This window comes from Campylobacter concisus, from assembly GCF_003048875.2.
Taxonomy (GTDB): Bacteria; Campylobacterota; Campylobacteria; order Campylobacterales; family Campylobacteraceae; genus Campylobacter_A; species Campylobacter_A concisus_AU.
Genome location: NZ_CP049264.1, coordinates 1,944,013 through 1,961,364 on the forward strand (window position 1 = coordinate 1,944,013; position 17,352 = coordinate 1,961,364).

General features: G+C 39.2%; 10 protein-coding genes. 3 read left to right on the plus strand and 7 right to left on the minus strand.

Going from position 1 to position 17,352, the window contains the following annotated elements:
- Positions 1–142 precede the first annotated feature (142 nt).
- Positions 143–3,343: a retention module-containing protein gene (locus CVT07_RS10225; protein WP_159071295.1), complete on the minus strand. Its 3,201-nt coding sequence runs from the start codon at positions 3,341–3,343 to the stop codon at positions 143–145.
- A 324-nt stretch (positions 3,344–3,667) separates the two neighbouring features.
- On the opposite strand from CVT07_RS10225, the gene ilvD reads away from it, so the two are divergent.
- From ilvD to CVT07_RS09690, 3 genes are all read left to right on the plus strand, one after another.
- The gene (gene ilvD, locus CVT07_RS09680; RefSeq protein ID WP_107935968.1) at positions 3,668–5,341 is read left to right on the plus strand and encodes a dihydroxy-acid dehydratase; all 1,674 of its coding nucleotides are present in this window, start codon (positions 3,668–3,670) and stop codon (positions 5,339–5,341) included.
- A 102-nt stretch (positions 5,342–5,443) separates the two neighbouring features.
- Entirely contained in the window at positions 5,444–6,352 is a 909-nt protein-coding gene (dcm, locus tag CVT07_RS09685) for a DNA (cytosine-5-)-methyltransferase (protein WP_230855703.1), read from the plus strand.
- Positions 6,345–7,475 carry a restriction endonuclease PLD domain-containing protein gene (locus CVT07_RS09690; RefSeq protein WP_107935972.1) on the plus strand — a complete coding sequence of 377 codons (1,131 nt, stop codon included), beginning with the start codon at positions 6,345–6,347 and terminating at the stop codon, positions 7,473–7,475. The genes dcm and CVT07_RS09690 overlap by 8 nt, the downstream gene beginning before the upstream one ends.
- 16 nt (positions 7,476–7,491) lie before the next feature.
- Here CVT07_RS09690 and CVT07_RS09695 read toward each other — a convergent pair whose 3' ends face one another.
- The 6 genes from CVT07_RS09695 to CVT07_RS09720 form a co-directional block, all read right to left on the minus strand.
- Positions 7,492–8,226 (minus strand): hydroxymethylpyrimidine/phosphomethylpyrimidine kinase, encoded by a 735-nt coding sequence (locus CVT07_RS09695; RefSeq protein WP_107935974.1) that lies wholly within the window; start codon positions 8,224–8,226, stop codon positions 7,492–7,494.
- An 87-nt stretch (positions 8,227–8,313) separates the two neighbouring features.
- Positions 8,314–8,850 (minus strand): hypothetical protein, encoded by a 537-nt coding sequence (locus tag CVT07_RS09700; RefSeq protein ID WP_107935976.1) that lies wholly within the window; start codon positions 8,848–8,850, stop codon positions 8,314–8,316.
- A 148-nt stretch (positions 8,851–8,998) separates the two neighbouring features.
- Entirely contained in the window at positions 8,999–13,141 is a 4,143-nt protein-coding gene (locus CVT07_RS09705) for an Ig-like domain-containing protein (protein WP_107935978.1), read from the minus strand.
- Positions 13,142–13,271: 130 nt separating this feature from the next.
- Positions 13,272–16,148 (minus strand): retention module-containing protein, encoded by a 2,877-nt coding sequence (locus CVT07_RS09710; RefSeq protein ID WP_159071296.1) that lies wholly within the window; start codon positions 16,146–16,148, stop codon positions 13,272–13,274.
- A gap of 271 nt (positions 16,149–16,419) precedes the next feature.
- Positions 16,420–16,602 (minus strand): hypothetical protein, encoded by a 183-nt coding sequence (locus tag CVT07_RS09715; protein WP_107935984.1) that lies wholly within the window; start codon positions 16,600–16,602, stop codon positions 16,420–16,422.
- 60 nt (positions 16,603–16,662) lie between these two features.
- Positions 16,663–17,352 carry a response regulator transcription factor gene (locus CVT07_RS09720; RefSeq protein WP_107856982.1) on the minus strand — a complete coding sequence of 230 codons (690 nt, stop codon included), beginning with the start codon at positions 17,350–17,352 and terminating at the stop codon, positions 16,663–16,665.

The following is a 17,352-nucleotide window of genomic DNA, read 5'->3' on the forward strand; positions in this document are numbered from 1 at the left end:
GATTTTAATAAGCGTTTTTAAATCACATTGAAATATAAATTATATTGATTATCAAAAGAAATGCCTAAATTTAGGCTTTTTGTATAAAAAATTTTATTAAATGAAGCAAGGGGAGTTTAGACCCAAAAAGTGGGTCTAAATTTTACATTAATTCGTTTACATTGACATTTTGTATAGTAAGCGTAAATGTCTGACCGCCTTCATTTACGTTATATACATATCCGTTGCTAATTTCAGTAGAAGCACCTGCTACTTCAGATGAACCCTCTGTAAATGTGCCAACACCTTTTACGCCTTTTACGATTAGCGATGTTGCACCTTCACCACCGACATTTTTTATGAAATTTGCGATATCAGACGCATGGAAGAACGTAAAGTCCTCATTAGCGTCTGACATATCAAGCACCTCAAAGCCACTTATCTTGCCGGCATTTGTCGTATTAAATGATGCGTCATGAACTTTTAGCGTATCTATGCCATCGCCTCCATTTATAGCAGTGCCATTTAGGCTTACGTCCTTGCCAAGATCGACTAAGTCATTGCCGTCGCCACCTGAAAGGTAGGTGTTGGTTAGTGTCACGTTATCAGCTATATTGATAGTGTCGTTGCCTTTGCCTGAGTTGATGTTTGATGCATCGTAGTCATGCGCAGCTTCGCCTGCAGCTGGACTTAAATTTACACTTGATGTGCCAGTTAGATCAGCGTTGATATTTATCGTATCGTCTCCGCCTTGAGTGAAAATTTTAACATCAGTATTATCATGAGTGCCAGCTCCGATAGTCACGCTATCGCCGTCATCTGCGGTATTTATAGTAACCCTTCTAAGCTCAGCGTTATCGATAGTCACGGTTTTTACGCCAGCATTTCCAACGCCTGCACCCTCTATGTTTGTATCAACTAGACCAGTAGCTCTTGCGACATTTAGCGTTACGTTGCCATTTTCAAGCATGATGTTTGAATCCACCATAGAAACATCACCATCGACATTTACACGGTCATCTCCGCCATTTGTGTAGATGATAGCCTTGTCAAATGAGCTATTTCCAGAGACGTTAATAGTGTCATTTCCGCCGCCTGCACCGATATATGTGCTATATCCATCGTTTGAGATCATGGTGACATCTTTTAAATTTATCTCATCATCACCATATCCAGTCTCAATGGCAGCGTTGTTAAATTTAGCGCCAGTAACATCTACGCTGTCTCTATCGTCACTTACTCCAGCATCAGCTGAGCTAGTGTTTATCTTAGTGTTTGAAATTTCAGCGCCTCTTTCGATAGTTAGTGTATCGCGACCTTTGCCCATCTCTATGTAGTTTGAGTAAATTCCAGCTTGATTAGCTACTGGATTTGCCACGTGAGCTGGTGAGCTTATAGGGTCATTATGTGTGGCGCTATTATTTTTTATTTCAGTGCTGCCTTTGATAGTTAGACTATCATTGCCCTCACCTGTGTAGATATCCATGACATCTGCTTTAGTATCTTGAAGTACGATCTTATCATTACCATTGCCACTTTTTATTTCAGAGTTATATATGCCTGCACTGATGAAATTTAGCATATCGCCTGTGTCTGAGTCGCCTGTATCGATATCAACTCTCCTGATACTTGCGTCAGTTACATTTATAGTGTCGTCGCCCTCGCCTGTTTTTATAAAGCTATCAGTTCTGCTTCCTGCATACTCAGTCTCATCAGTTGTTCCGTTATTAGTAACGTAAGCATACATATCGCTTTTAATATTTACGGTGTCGTTATCAGCACCAGTGTCTATTTTTGTATTTTTTATAAGCTGATGATTATCACTTTTTTCGATATTTACAGTGTCGTTGCCACTTCCTGTTTTAAACAAGACATTGTCCAAAATCGTACTACTAAGGCTTGGACCAGAATCATCTTTTATAGTAAATACATCATTGCCATCGTGGCTTGTAAATCTTGTATCTGTTATAACAGTTCCATTTATATTGAGTGTATCTTGATTTTTCTCTCCACCAGCGTTTCCAAGGTCTATCCTAGTGTTTTCTACAACAGCATCTTTTCCAGTATTAAACACATCGTCGCCATCGCCCATTTTTATAACATCATTGGCATTTTCTTTTAGATCATATAACCCACTTGAAAAATAGACTTCCTCTTTTATAGTTATCGTATCATCACCATCTTTTGTGTCAATGATAGTTTTCATAGTGTTGCCATTGTCTGGGTCAGAATTTACAAGAGCAGGGTTTAAGCCCTCTGTAGATGCATCTATATTTTCTGTGATATTTATATTGTCATCATTATCGATGATCTTGCCCTCAGCCGTGCCAGATGTGATAGCAGCGTTGTTTGTAGTCACGCTAAGAGTTACACCCTCTTTATAAACGCCGTAGTCTTTTATGCCAGGAGCGATATTTGCGCCTAGATCCTCACTGCTTGTGCCCTCGTTTTGATTACCTGCTGTTTGACCGTAGTCGTCGATAACCTGCACTCTAACCTTTACATTTGCGATATCGCTTGGCGCGACGCCGCTTATCGTGCCACCATTTTGTATCGCTGTCCAACTATGTCCGCCATCAAGTGAGTACTCCATAGCGTTTGAGTAGTCTCTGCTTGCACTTGCACCGCTTAAATTTAGCGTTAGATCAGTAGGTGTAGTTGAGCTTGTAGCAGCTGATAGGCCTAGGTTATAGACTAGATACTCGTTGGGAGTCGCCTCTCTTGCCTCGCCGCTACCTTCAAGCGATACGCTTAGTGCCACAGGGGTTGCTGGAGTGACTGGAGTAGCTGGAGTAACCGGTATTACAGGGGTTACAGGATTTGTTGGGCTTGCTGGGTTTTGCGGTGCAACATTATCGTTCTCGCCATTGTCGCCATTATCAGCATAGCCGCCGATTGGGCTATTAAAAGAGTCAAAAGCTCTATTTGCATCAGTTAAATTTCTAAAATTTTCATTGATATTTGCGTAGTGGCCACCCTCAGCAAAGCTAGCTGCGCCTAGACTTACGCCATCTCCGCCAGCACCGCCAGCTGCTGCATTACCACCAGCAGCTGTCTCTTCAAGATCTGTAATGTTTGCGCCATTTAAAAGAGCGTTTTGAAGCGCTGCAACCTCTGGATTGGCACTTTGTGCGTTTGCCGCCTCTTTTGGATCAAGTGAGATAGTATCTTCGCCTACTATAGAGACTTCCTTGCCGTCATTTGCAGCGATGACTACCTTCGCATCAGCTGAAGTTGTCTTTATGCTCTCGCCCTCATACAAGCTATCGCCAACTTTTAAAATTCTTTCGTTTCCACTTTTATCGACTGCGATCACTTCAGTTTGACCTGAAATTGATTTTATACTTCCTAGTTTTGCTGCCATTTTCATCCTTGTTAAATTTTTTCTCGCATTTTAATAAATTTTATAATTCATGTATATTGTACCCAGGTACAATAAAGCCCTTAAATTCGGCATTTGTGACACATGTATGACAATTTTACGTTATCAATTTATATATCATTTTGATCAAAATAAGGCAAATTTCATTTTATACGTCTTATCTTTTAAGCGAGAGTTAAATTTAACGTGTTATTTATGTTATAAAACTTATTAAAAATTTTCTTTTAAATTTTGTAAAAACTTTTAAAATTTTTGATACTTTAGATGTGATAAAATCCTCTCAAATTTTAAAAAAAGGATCAAATTTTGAGAAGCGACATAATAAAAAAAGGCTATACAAGAGCCCCACACCGCTCACTTTTACGTGCGACTGGGCTAAAAGACGAGGACTTTGCTAAGCCATTTATCGGCGTTGCAAACAGCTTTATAGAGATTATCCCTGGGCACTTTTTCTTAAACAAATACGCTCAAATTTTAAAAGACGAAATTCGCAAAAATGGCTGTGTGCCGTTTGAATTTAACTGCATAGGCGTGGATGATGGCATCGCGATGGGGCATAAGGGCATGCTATATAGCTTGCCTAGCCGCGAGATCATCGCAAATTCTATCGAAACCGTGATGAACGCGCACGCACTTGACGCGCTTGTTTGTATGCCAAACTGCGACAAGATCGTCCCTGGCATGGTCATGGGCGCTTTAAGGGTCAATGTCCCGACCATTTTCGTAAGCGGCGGTCCTATGAAAAAAGGCCACACAAAAGATGGCAGACCGATCGATCTTGCGACTGCGTTTGAGGCGGTTGGTAAATTTGAGACCAAAGAGATAGACGAGGCCGAGCTAAGAGATATCGAGTGCAATGCATGTCCGAGTGGCGGCAGCTGTAGCGGTATGTTTACGGCAAATTCTATGAACACACTTTGCGAAGCGATGGGCATAGCACTCCCTGGCAACGGCACCATCCTAGCGCTAACTCCAGAGCGTGAGGAGCTCATCAGGCAAGCTGCTCGCAGGATCTGCCAGATCGCCCTTGATGAGAAATTTAAGATAAGAAACATACTAAATGAAAAGGCGATCCGCAACGCACTTGTCGTTGATATGGCGATGGGTGGCAGCAGCAACACCGTCCTTCACATGCTAGCCATCTCAAGAGAAGCTGGCGTAAATTTAGACATCAAAGAGCTAAATAAGATCAGCCAAAACATCGCTCACATCGCTAAGATCAGCCCAAGCTTGCCAAACGTGCATATGGAGGATGTCGGCAGAGCTGGCGGTATGAATGCAGTGATAAAAGAAATTTCACGCAGAGACCACGGCATGCTAAATTTAGACAATCTAACAGTGAGCGGCGAGACTTTGGGTGAGCGCGTAAAATCTAGCGACATCAAAGATGAGAGCGTCATCCACAAGGTAGAAAATGCCTATTCACAAGTTGGCGGACTTGCCATTTTGTTTGGAAATTTAGCCGAGCAAGGCTGTGTCATCAAGACAGCTGGCATCGTTGGCGAGCGTAAATTTAGCGGCAAAGCGGTCTGCTTTAACTCACAAGATGAAGCGATAGCTGGCATCTCAAGCGGCAAAGTAGATAAAGGCGACGTCGTCGTCATCCGCTACGAAGGCCCACGCGGAGGCCCTGGCATGCAAGAGATGCTAAGCCCTACTTCGCTCATCATGGGACGAGGACTTGGCGCAGACGTAGCGCTCATCACAGATGGTCGCTTTAGCGGGGCGACAAGGGGTTTAAGTATCGGTCACGTAAGCCCAGAAGCAGCTGAAGGCGGCATGATAGGCTTACTAAAAGATGGCGACATCATCGATATAGACGTTGATAAGTACGAGATAAACGTCCGCCTAAGCGAGGTTGAGATCGCAAAGAGAAGAGCGGAATTTAAGCCAGTCGATAAAGCGCTAACCTCTCGCTGGCTAAGGCAGTATCAAAAACTAGTCACAAACGCAAGCAACGGCGCGATATTAGAGGCGTAAGTTACTAAAGAGCTTTTGCTCTTTAGTCTTAAATTTAAAGGATATTTTTGAAACATAAATTTACATATATAGACCTTTTTGCAGGAGTTGGAGGCTTCTCTTTTGCACTTAAATCTATGGGGGGGGGTAGCAAGCTGTTTATATGCTAGCGAAATAGACAAATTTGCATCCATCACATATACACTAAATCACAATCTCACTCCATTTGGTGATATAACAAAACAAGAGACAAAAGATAAAATCCCAAAAAATTTTGATATTTTGTGCGGTGGTTTCCCTTGTCAAGCTTTTTCGATCGCTGGTTATCAAAAAGGTTTTGATGATGCTAGAGGAACGCTATTTTTTGAAATTTTATCAATTGCAAAAGAGCATAAACCCAAAGTCTTATTTTTAGAAAATGTCAAAAATCTAAAAAATCACGACAACGGCAACACTTTTAAAGTAATAAAAAATTCTCTTGAAAGCATAGGTTATCATGTTTATAGCGATGTTTTAAATTCTGCCACACACGCAAATACCCCACAAAATAGAGAGAGAATTTTTATAGTTGCATTTAATAAAAACAAAGTTAAAAACTATGAAAAATTTACATTTCCAAAGCCCATAAAACTAACAAAAAAGATAAAAGACGTCATTTTAAAAGAAAAACAAGATGATTATTTTTACTACACGCCAGAGAAAAACAAATTTTATGCTGAGTTAAATGACGCTATAAAAAATCAAGATACATTGTATCAATGGCGTAGGCACTATGTTAGAGAAAACAAGTCAAATTTATGTCCAACTTTAACCGCAAATATGGGAACAGGGGGGCATAACGTCCCTTTACTAAGAGATAAATTTGGCATAAGAAAACTTACTCCGATTGAGTGTTTTAAATTCCAAGGATTTGAAAACATTATTTTGCCAGATATTGCTATCTCAAAACTCTATATGCAAGCTGGAAATAGCGTAACAGTCCCTCTTATAAAAAGAATAGCAGAACAAATTATAAAGGTCTTAGATGATTAACTTTGCTGACGAAGATATTAAAAACAATGGAGAGTATTTAAATTTGTTATCCATTATGGCTTCATTATCTAGGCTTTTTAGTGAAAGCAAAACTCCTTTTATATATTATAGATTTGCTGAAAATGTATTTTGCAAATGCTTTAATGCTCGTAATTTAAGTAGAAGCGATACAGCATTTGATGCCAAAATAGACACTCTTGGTATAGGACTAAAAACTTTTACGTTTAATTCTAATTCTTCTTTAGAAAAAGTTGCAGAGTTTAATGCTTTATCAAAAGAATTTGATGGTCTAAAACCTGACGAGTTAGCATTAAAACTATCTAATTTTAGAAATGACCGCATAAATTTAGCCAAACGAACATATGAAATAGACGATGCCTTGTATCATATCGTAGCTAGAACGAATGGTAAGCTTGTATTTTTTGAAACCGACTATGATGAGATAGATATTTCAAATTTACAAGGCATCAAAAAAACAAAAAATGGCATAAAATTTAGTGATGGTATAAACAAATATAGCTTTAATAGATCAAAAAGCACTCTTTTAAGAAATTTTAGTATTCCAGATAACGCATACAAAAAAGATATAGAGATTATTGATGATGTCTATTCTTTACTCTCAAAGCTAGGTCAGATAAGTTTAACACCTCCTAAAAAAGCAGGGATTGACTACATTGTATTGCCACTTTATTCTGTAAAAAATGATAGAAATATTATTTTTGAAAGAAGCGGCTTAAATCAATGGAATGCTGGTGGTAGAGCAAGAGATATCAATGAAATGTATATAAATTATCCAGCCAAGGCAAGAGAAATAAATAAAAACTTCTTTCCACCAAGAGATAAAGAATTTACACTTCAAACACCTACTGGAGAAAATTTACGTGCAAAAATTTGTCAAGATAGTAATAAAGCCTTAATGACAAATCCAAATAAAGCTATCAGCGACTGGCTTTTGAGAAAAGTTTTAAAGCTTAATGAGGGTGAATTAGCGACCTATGAAAGACTGGAAATTTTAGGATTTGATAGTGTTATTGTTTATAAATATGATAACCTTTATAGCATAGATATAATGCCACTTGGTTCATATGAGAAATTTATAAATTTATTTTATAAAACCAGCTAGAAACTAGCTGGTAAATTTACTTCGCTCCGTGCCAAAGTAGGCGGTTTTTGCCTAGTTTTGTGTCGATACTCTCTTTTATAATCTCACAAATATACTCTTTTGAAAGCCCTATGGCCTCCTCTAAGCTCTTGCCCTTTGCAAGGTAGCAAGCAAGCGCTGTCGAGAAAGTGCAACCAGTGCCACTCATCACAAGCGGACTAGCAAGCGGAGTTTTGAAATTTTGCAGTGAACCATCTTTTCTATAAAGCGTATCTATGCTACTATCCTCACTTACATGCTTTTTCACGATGATATCGCAAGGCAGATTTTTAAAATTCCCTCCAAAAAGGACATTTGCCTCGTCTAAATTTGGCGTGGCGACGGTGGCAAGCTTCATTAGCTCTTTTAGCTTCTCTACTGCGCTATCTTTTATGAGTTTGTGGCCGCTCTTTGAGACGCAGACTGGATCAAGCACGATCTTGCACTTTTGAGTGAGCAAAAACTCATGCACCACGTCCATTATCTCCTCGCTAAAGAGCATGCCGATCTTTATGGCATCAAAGCTAAATTCTTCCGCAAGCGTGCAAAGTTCATCTTTAACAAAGCTAGGCTCTAAGCAAACTACGCTTTTTATCGCGTCTGTAGTCTCAGCAACAAGCGAAGTGACCGCCGTTGCGCTGTAACAACTTAACCTAGCGCATGTCTTTATATCAGCCTGAAGCCCTGCTGTGCCGCTATTGCAAGAGCCTGCGATGATTAAAATTTTCTTCATCGTTTTCCTTTTGTAAATTTTGGCTTATTATAAGGGATGTTAGTTAAATTTGAGTTTTTAAAATGATTTGAGCCAAGCGGCTCAAATTTATGAAAGTTTATTTAGATCGTTATCGATCTCGATATATATCGTAGTTGCGTCAAAATTTGCATGCTCGTAAGAGTTATCTACTTTTAGCTCGTTTGAGTCAGATAAAATCTCATCATTTGCACTATGTTTGTCTGCTAAATTTTCACTGCTCTCAAGGCTATTTGAGCTATTTTCAGTCTCATTTGGCTGCGTTTTTGCAAACATATCTTCTACTTTTTCATTCATCTGATCAAGTATCTCAGCGTAGTTTTCTCCAAGAAGCGCTCTAAAAAGTGCATCAGTATCGATGCTATTTTCAGCGCTAGTATCAGCACTTACCACGCTACTATCAAGCCATATTGTGTCATATCCATTTAGAGATATGTCACTACCATCCACTGCTGTGATAGTCACGCTCGCACTTTGACTCTCGCCTTTTATGCTCTCACCTATATAAACCTCATCATCTACGTTTAGAACTCTTACACGGTCGTTTTTATCTATCGCTATAACATCAGATGTGACGCTTTTTACCTTGCCGGCTACAGCTGCCATCTTTATTCCTTACTTTTATTTTTGATTTATTCTAGTGTTTTTTATTAAATTTGTATATTGTACTTTGGTACAAAGATGGTTTTAAGAGCGTTTTTTGGGAGTAAAAATAGAAATTAAAAAGAAGAATTTGGGCTAAAAAGCCCAAATTTTATACAAGTTGTTTGTTTATGTCGTTATCCACATCTATGTAGATAGTTGTCGGAGTAGCTGAGCTTGTTTGACCCTCGTATCTTGTATATCCAGCTTGAACACCAGTTTGATCTGTAGCCTCAGTAAATCCTTTTAATGAAACGCTATCTTTGTTGTCGCCACTTATTTTTAAGATAGTATTTACATCATCAGTGATGCTAAATACATTATCCGCTTTTAAATTTAGTAGCTTAACAGCTTGATTGTCATTGCCATGCTCATCCATGCCAAGTTGGATCTCTTCAAAACTCTTGATCGCGTTATTCAAGCCTTTGTTGTCTATCTTATCAAAGTCGATAGTGCCATCCTTTGCCACTGGACGCATGATAAGCGTATCTGTGCCAGTGCCGCCATCAAGGCTTTGAGATAGAGCTGCTCTTGGATTATCAAAAGTAAATACAACCTTATCATTGCCAGCGCCAGCATTTACTAGATCGCCTTTGTTCATGCCAGTATAGCCACTTCTGCCAGCGTCTATGTAGTCATTACCACTTCCTGTGGTTATAACGTCGTTGTTGTCACCAGTGATGATTACATTGTTGCCGTTGCCTGTGCGAATTTCATTTTCACCACGTCCTGCATTGATCACGTTGTTTCCATCTCCAACGTTGATGATGTCGTTACCTTCACTTGTTGTGATAACGTTATTGTTGTCATTATCTGCAACTACTCTTGTATTTTTAGCGATATCAGAAACTTGTAGATAGACATCGCTTGATTTTACATCGCCGTTAAATACAGCTTCGAAATTTCCATTGTCATCAAGCGTTACAGAATTTGCAGCTATGATGTGTCCATTTGCATCTCTTAAAGTGATGCTATCTTTTAGAGCTATACCTTTTACCGCCTCTTCAAAGTGTTGTTTTAGCGTATAGCTTGCACCAACTCCATTTTCACTTAAATTTCCACTCCATGTGGTTTTATCTGTAGCTGCATCGTAGCTTAAATTTGAGTCTTTTATCGTTGCAGCTGTTGCGTCGATCGTAAATTTAATAGAGTTGTAAAGTAGCTCATCTCCACCTTGATATTTACCATCGATAGAAATTTTATAAACGCCATCAGCCATTTTGCCAGCGGGATCAAGTCTGTTGTTATAGCCTGTAAGTCTATTGTAGTGATCAGGCGTTACATTGCCTATCGGTTTTTCTATCGCTTGAGATAATAGATCTTTTGAAACACCTTTATCAACGTTAGTTGCTACAAATCTAACATCGCCAGTGCCCCATGTTATGCCTCTGCCGCTATTTAAAAACTCACTTACAGTTTGATTTTGGCTAGCATTGCCAGCTGTTGCATCTTCTGGGATCACAGCTCTTAGATATGGGATAGCGTCGTTTGAAACGATCCTTGAGCCATCAGCTCTAAGGCCACTCTCGCTCATCTCCATAGTGCCCCACAACTTCTCAGCTGAGCGGTTATTTGCATTTGTAGTTGTGTCATTGCCGTTTTCAAACTGCGTCATAGTTGGAACTAAAATTTCATTTACATGAGTATATTTTGTACCAGCTTTATCAGTCATCTCAACTTCGATCTTATCGCCTAGTTTTATCTTGTGATCGTACTCAAAGCTTAGCACACCATTGGTTGGTTTAGTTGTGCCAACAGAGATTACGTTAGTATTTCCATCAGCTGTTACGATTTTTATACTCTCGATCTTATCGCCATCCTCATAGTTTTTGAGGTTAAAATTGATCGTATGGTGTAGCCCCTCATTGTCATTTTCGATGATCTTGATGTTTTCTATAGTAACTGGTGTCTTATCAACCACAAAATCACTCACTACCGTACTACTTGTCTTGTTCTCGCCATTTTCAAAGATAGCAGTTGCTTTGATCTTGTAGTTGCCATCCTCTAAGCTATCAGATGTGACTTCAAATTTACCATTTGCAAATTCACTTTGGCTAAGCTCTTTTGTAAAGACTTCGTGTCCATTTTTATCAAGCACAGTGATGATCGCTTTAGTTGCACTACTATCTATGCTACCTGTAAATGTCGGAGTTTTGTCGCTTAGCACTGGTAATGGCGCGTTGGTTGAAAATTTATCAGTTTGAGCGATGTCGTCAGTTGTAAATTTATAATATTTAGTTGCGTCATTTATACCTGTATTTGTATTCGCACTTACAATGCTTGCGTCATCATCGGTAGCGTCTATTAGGTCTGTGGCGACATTTATCTTAGCTGATGATGCCTGCGCCTCGTTACCTACAAGGTCGCTAACCTTTGCTGTATATGTAGCTTTTGGATCGCTTGTTCTAAACTCAACTTCATATTTGCCATCTACCACTTTAGCTGTATGGCTCTCACCTGTGCTTGACGTGACAGTTACGATCTGTCCGTCTTCTACATTATCCACAGTTCCTGTGATCTTTTGAGTTACTTTATAGACATTTCTTGTTACTGTATCTACATAGCTGTCAAAGTCGGTTGAATTTAGTTTTATGCCACTTGCCTCCGAGCCAAGTATGCTCTCAGGTCCGCCATCTTTTGAAACTGTTAGTTTTAGCTTACCCCAAAAGATATAGTTTGCATAGCTCATATCAAAGTCATAGTAACCTGCTTTATCAACGTGTAAAGTTGTAACTGTGGCTCTATTTCCCGAGTGGATAGTGTCATAATCAACCATAGTAACGCCATCAACCTTAAATCTCACGCTATCATCAGTGCCTTTTGCGTCAAATTTATAATCCCCTGGCTCAAGATACATAGTGCCTTTTAAATTTACCATCGCACCAGCTGTTGTGTTTTTGCCATTAGGAGCATCTCTTACGATATGAATATCGCTACCTTTTGCGTTGTCGATAAAGTACTCAAGCGCTTTGAAATTTGGAGCTACCCACTCATTATTTGGAGTTACTACATTACCATCAAGATCGACCGTGCCTATCTTATTATGAGCGCCATCTAGTCCTGAGACTGTTCCAGCATCGCTATCAACATTATCTCTATCGCCGCCTTTACCTTGTTGGAAATTTAGCTCTTTTGCTTTAAAGCTTGCCCAAGGCTTAGTGTTGTTCATATAGTATTCGACAAAATCATTTTGCTTCATGCCGTTATGAGCGTATGTTGTATTATTAAAGGCATAAGGTCTTAGCTCAGTACCTCTTACGCCTTCTTCATAGATGTGGTTAAACCAGAAATTTCCTTTTAGTCCGCTACTCATCTCAGACTCTTTAACAAGGCTCATCTCGGTTTCAACGTTTATAGTGATCTTTGCAACTGTATCAAGCACAAAATTACCAGTATCGGTTGCAGTACTGCCGTCTCTTCCAGTTGCTACTACTTTTACTTCATAGTCGCCATCATGGCTACCATTTACGCTTAACTGATCAGTTGTAAATTTAAATTTACCATCAGCATAATCGCTTGGATTTAGAGTTTTTGTAAAGACTTCGTGTCCGTCCTTGTCAAGCACGCTAACAACAGCTCTTACAGCAGTAGGCTCAACTGTACCACTTATAGTTGGAGTAGCGTCATTTGTGCGAGGTACGCTTGGCGCGTCTAGGCTGTAATCGCCTTTTATAGTTCCAAAATCATCAGTTAAAGTTTTGATATCAACACTGATTGGAGGTATAACTGGCGCAACAGGAGTTGCATTGCCTGCGTCATTGCCGTCATTGTAGCCGCCGATTGAGTTTTCTGGAGTTTGAAAAGCTCTATTTGAGTCAGGTAAATTTCTATAATCATCAGTAATGTTTGAGTAGTGACCACCCTCTTCAAAGCTTGCAGCACCTAAGCTTACGCCGTCTCCACCAGCGTTGCCACCTTGGTTACCACCAGCTGCAGTCTCTTCAAGATCAGTGATGTTTGCACCATCAAGAAGTGCTTTTTGTATAGCGCTTACATCAGCTACGCTATCGTCACCAAAGCTCTCATTGTGAGCTACGCTCTTGTCTAAATTTAGGGTATCTTTTCCGATGATCGCGATATCTTTGCCATCGTTTGCAGTTATGACTACTTTTGAGTCAAAATCAGTTGTCTGTATAGTCTCACCAAGAAAAATTTCATCGCCTACTTTTAACACTCTTTGTGTGCCATCCTTTGCAGTTGCGATTACATTTGCTCCTTGTGAGATACTTTTTATAACGCCTATCCTTGTTGCCATTTTACTTCCTTATCTAAAAAATTTTGAACGTATTTTAATATCTTAAAAGAGCTTTGTAAATTGTACTATGGTACTAAAATTTGAAATTTTGTAAGAATTTGCCCTAGTTTTTTAGACTAGGGCATGAAATTTAAGAGTGTAAGACTATTTCGTCTTTTATCTCGATGGTAAATGTCGTACCATTATTATGCGTAGCTGAGTACTCTGTATATCCTTCAGAATTTACCCCACCTTTGCTAAAGGCTGACATATCTACTTGATCGCCTGCCTCGCCATCTATCCTTAGAGTGCGGTTAGTGCCGTTGCCATTTGTGATATTTAGCACGTCATTTATAGTTAAATTTAGTGTTACGTTGTTTTCACTGCCACCAAGAGTAAGTTTTTCAAAGCCAGCTACCTTGCTAAAGTCGATATTTCCAGCAATATCTAGCGTATCAGTGCCTGCTCCACCCTTGATAGTTGTACCACTTCCCATTATTGCATCTTTTCCGATATGAAGTGTATCATCGCCACTACCTAGATCTATGCTACTAGTAGAATGCCAATAATCAGGTGTGTCTTGTAGTTCTCCATTTAACTTTACATTATCATTGCCGTCGCCAGTATTTATTGTCGCAGCTTTTAAAACAGCGCCTTTGTCGATATTTATAGTATCATCACCTGAGCCTGTTGATATGCTAACCCTTTGTTTAAAGGTATAGCCATCAGTACTGCCTGTAAATGTGCCTCCAAAGCTAGTTTCTCCACCTATATTTATAGTATCAGCTCCGTCCCCAGTTTCTAAATTTAAACTAGCAGCACTGTTTTTACCCACGAAATTTATAGTGTTGTTGCCACCGCCCATGTCTATACCAGCACCTGAACCTTCAGTGCCATTGCCAAAAGTGTTGTTGCCATTAAATGTCAAAGTGTCATTTCCAGCATCAAATCTAAAACCAACTTTATCATCCGTTTGGGTATTTGTAAGTGTTACAGCAGCATCTGAAAAGTAGTTTCTACCTTGATCGCCAACGTAATTTCCTATCTCGCCACCATGACTAAATAGTGCATGATCTATATTGATCTCTTTGCCATGAATACTTGAAGCACCTGTAAAAAGTATCTTATCGCTATCAGTGCCATTTATATTTACATGAGTTGCACTAAGCCCACCGCTATCACTAGCGCCTGTGTTTATAAATCTTGTCTTGCCATGCACATTTATCACTTGATCATTATTCAAATCAGCCATTTCGCCATTATAAGAAGAGTTATAAACGCCTATCGATGAGCCTATAAAGGTAGCGTCGTTTATATCAACCTTATCAGCTTCGTTTAACTTATCGCGATGCGTCAAGAAAATGTTTGTCTTTTCTATAGTGGCATTATCTATATTTATAGTATCTGCGCCTTTGCTAGCATCTATATTTACCCCACTTACGGTTGCGTTTTTGATATTTATCGCATCATCGCCACCGCCAAGATAAAAAGAGCTATTATTTGTAGTACCTAAACCAGTGACATCTGCATTTATATTTAGAGTATCTTTGCCTGTGCTATTTTCATAAAAATCGAGACTTATATGAGCTTTGCCTAATTTCATAGCCTCATTTATATTTACAGTGTCATTACCCTCATACATATTGATACTTGCATGCTCATCGATATTATCACTGCCAAATGCAATGCCAGCCTTATCAAAATTTACAATATCATCTCCATCATCGGTGTTGATTTGAGTGCCTTTTACGTTTGCTTTTATAGTTACTGTATCATCTCCATCTAGAGTTTTTATACGGTAGTTGTTGCCATCTGTATAACTAAGATCGCTTGTTATCTCTAGATTATCATCATTGTCAATGATGTAGCCTTCGGCTCTATTTGCGGCTGTTGTTGGTAGTAGGTAGCTACTAGTTGGAGTGACGCTTAGACTTACACCTTCTTTATAAACGCCAAAATTCTCAACACCTTGAGTGAGACCGTTTTTTACTGGGCTATTGTTATCATCTACACCATAAATTTCTGCTCTACTGCCTTCATTTTGATTATGATGGTCTAAATTTGCTTGTCCATAGTCGTCAAGCACCTTTATCCTTACTTGCACTTTTGAGATATCTTCTATATTTACGCCAGTTATCGTGTAGCCTGATAGTGGATGAAATGTCGTACCATTGTCAGTCGAGTATTCAACCACGTTTGAATAATCCTCTCCTCTAGTGCCACCGAGGAAATTTAAACCTAGATCTGTAGTCTCACCACTTGGGCTTACTGGTGTGCCTGATAGACCTAGTTTATAAACAAGATAGTGTCCGCCCTCGCCGTTTGCTCCTGCGCCGCTCTCTCTTACCTCGCTAGTAGCAGGATCGATGCTAGTAGTGATCTCTACTGCACCAGGACGAGGCGTGATGACTGGAGGATTAGCAGGTGAAGGAGTGCCTGGTGTTACGGTGACGCCAGGAGTACTTGGAGTACTTGGAGTTGGTGGCGTTACTGGGGTACTCGGCGTGACAGGCGTAGTTGGTGAGATAGGAGTTGTCGTATCCGCATCTGTGCCTGCATCGTTATAGCCGCCTATTGAGTTTTCTGGAGTTTGAAAAGCTCTATTTGCGTCGGTTAAATTTCTATAGTTTTCATTGATATTTGAGTAGTGGCCACCCTCAGCAAAGCTTGCAGCTCCCAAGCTCACGCCATCTCCAGTAGCATTGCCACCTGCTGGGTTGCCACCAGCTGCAGTCTCTTCAAGGTCTGTGATGTTTGCGCCGTTTAGTAAGGCTTTTTGGATAGAGGCTATCTCTGGGTTGTCACTAAGTGCATTTGCCTCTTTATCTAGGCTTAGACTTTCGCCGTTTTGCAAGCTGACCTCTTTGCCGTCGTTTGCTGCGATCACTGCTTTTGCAGAGCCATTAGCCTTTATCGTTTCGCCTTCAAAAATGCTATCGCCCACCTTCAAGACTCTTTCGTTGCCACTTTTATCAACAGCTACGATTTCACCGCCTAGGATATTTTTGATAACGCCTAACTTTTGCATCTTAGTGCCTCCCTTTGGATTTTATTGATCTATATCAAGATTTTAGCCAAGAAAAAAATTTAGTTATATTGTACTTTGGTACAATACCCTTAAGAAAAGCCTAAGTTTAGGGGTTAATAATGTGTAAATTTTTTATAAATGTGTGAAAATTTTTACATTTATCTATTATAAATTTTAAAATTTTAAGTTTTTGTTCATCAAAATGGCATAGTAGTTGATAAAATAACCCAAAAATGTCACAAAATTTTTTTCATTTTAAACGCATAAATTCTTAATCAAAAAAGCCTTTATCTAGCCTTGTTATCACTAAATTTAGCTCTTTTATATCAAAATGTTTTTTATTTATAACTATCATAAATTTATACCCACTTGTGACATAAATTCTCTTAAGTTTATCTATCAAATTTTGCAAATTTTCATCTCTTTTTCTATAAATTTTAGCTAGTAGTGACATAAATTTATCACTACTTTTAAGATATTATTAGATAAAAATATTAATTTTGATATTTTGAATTTATGCTTTTTCGCTCTTGGCGACTAAGATATACCCACTCTCGCTGATGTTTTTAAATTTAACGCCAAGCTCGCGTTTTAGGCGCAAAACGACATTTTGTATGGCGGCCTTACTCACCTCGGTGCTCTCATAGACAAATTCCTCTATCATCTCGTAGGTCACAAGCTTGTTTAGGTTGTAGGCAAATAGCCAAAATATCTTATTTTGCAAGAAGCTAAGGTATAGCTCGCTACCGTTTTTATAAATTTTCTCTCTTTTTAAATTTATACTTACCTCATCACTTAGGCGCACTAGCTTCTCATCTCGCTCAAAGCTTAGGCTTATCAGCATCGATCTAAGATCCTTTATATCGATAGGCTTTTTCAAAAATAAGGTCGCCCCCTGCTCATAGCTCTTGATCAAATTTTCATCGCTATCATACGAGGTAAAGACGATAAATTTCTGATGAGGTTTTAGCTTTTTTATCTCGTTCATCATCTCAAAGCCATTTAACACTGGCATGTGAATGTCGCTCATCACGATGTCAAAGCCCTGTTTTTTAAATTTCTCCAGCCCATCTTGCCCATCTTTTGCGCCTACGACTTGACCACAGTATGGCTTAAGCCCAGTGATGATGAGCTCTCTTGCCATCTCGTCATCTTCAGCTACTAAGATAGATACTTTTTTTAAAATTTCTAACGCCTCTTGCAT

Excerpts from the sequence above, each read along its gene's own strand:
- CVT07_RS10225 (WP_159071295.1), bottom strand. The coding sequence starts at position 3,343 with ATGGCAGCAAAACTAGGAAGTATAAAATCAATTTCAGGTCAAACTGAA.
- CVT07_RS09690 (WP_107935972.1), top strand. The coding sequence starts at position 6,345 with ATGATTAACTTTGCTGACGAAGATATTAAAAACAATGGAGAGTATTTA.
- CVT07_RS09695 (WP_107935974.1), bottom strand. The coding sequence starts at position 8,226 with ATGAAGAAAATTTTAATCATCGCAGGCTCTTGCAATAGCGGCACAGCA.
- CVT07_RS09700 (WP_107935976.1), bottom strand. The coding sequence starts at position 8,850 with ATGGCAGCTGTAGCCGGCAAGGTAAAAAGCGTCACATCTGATGTTATA.
- CVT07_RS09705 (WP_107935978.1), bottom strand. The coding sequence starts at position 13,141 with ATGGCAACAAGGATAGGCGTTATAAAAAGTATCTCACAAGGAGCAAAT.
- CVT07_RS09710 (WP_159071296.1), bottom strand. The coding sequence starts at position 16,148 with ATGCAAAAGTTAGGCGTTATCAAAAATATCCTAGGCGGTGAAATCGTA.
- CVT07_RS09715 (WP_107935984.1), bottom strand. The coding sequence starts at position 16,602 with ATGTCACTACTAGCTAAAATTTATAGAAAAAGAGATGAAAATTTGCAA.
- CVT07_RS09720 (WP_107856982.1), bottom strand. The coding sequence starts at position 17,352 with ATGCAAGAGGCGTTAGAAATTTTAAAAAAAGTATCTATCTTAGTAGCT.